Here is a 686-nt window from a genome sequence, read left to right as displayed (position 1 = left end):
ACGCCGCTGATCTCGCGGATCCGCCCGGTGATGCCCGCGATCGATGCGACCGCCTGGCTCGTCGAGGTCTGGATCTGACCGATCTGGCTAGCGATCTCCCCGGTCGCCTTGGCGGTCTGCTCAGCGAGCGCCTTCACCTCGGACGCCACCACCGCGAAGCCGCGTCCCGCCTCCCCGGCCCGGGCGGCCTCGATGGTGGCGTTCAGCGCCAGCAGGTTGGTCTGGCCGGCGATGGTCGAGATCAGCCCGACCACGTCACCGATGCGCGACACAGCTGCGCTCAGTTCCTGCACCAGAGCACCGGTCTGGTCGGCTTCGAGCACGGCGACGCGTGCCAACTCCGCTGAACCGTCCACCTGACGGCTGATCTCCTGCACGGACGAGCCCAGCTCCTCGGCGGCCGCTGCCACGGTGTTGACATTGCTAGCGGCTTCCTCGGCGGCTGCAGCTACAGCCCCGGATTGAGCGGAGGTCTCACCCGCCATCGCCGACATCGATCCGGCCGTGGCCTGCAGCTCAGTGGCAGCGGCCGAGACCAAGCCGATGATCCCGCCGACCGCCTGCTCGAAGCCATCGGCCATCTGGCGCATGCCGGTCTTGCGCTGCTCTTCGGCCGCCAGCCGCGCCTGCGCGGTCTCGGCTTCCAGCGCTTGGGTGCGGATCAGGTTGTCCTTGAACACCTGCAC

At 69.1% G+C, this 686-nt stretch carries 1 protein-coding gene; it reads right to left on the bottom strand.

The window, feature by feature from the left end; translation table 11 throughout:
* On the bottom strand, positions 1-686 hold a 686-nt coding region (locus tag MKL01_RS13430; RefSeq protein WP_243905720.1), incomplete at both ends, for a methyl-accepting chemotaxis protein.

It is taken from the genome of Methylobacterium sp. J-070 (genome assembly GCF_022829385.1).
Classification (GTDB): domain Bacteria; phylum Pseudomonadota; class Alphaproteobacteria; order Rhizobiales; family Beijerinckiaceae; genus Methylobacterium.
Note: the sequence above shows the minus strand (reverse complement) of the source record. Positions and strands in the feature narration are given on the sequence as shown.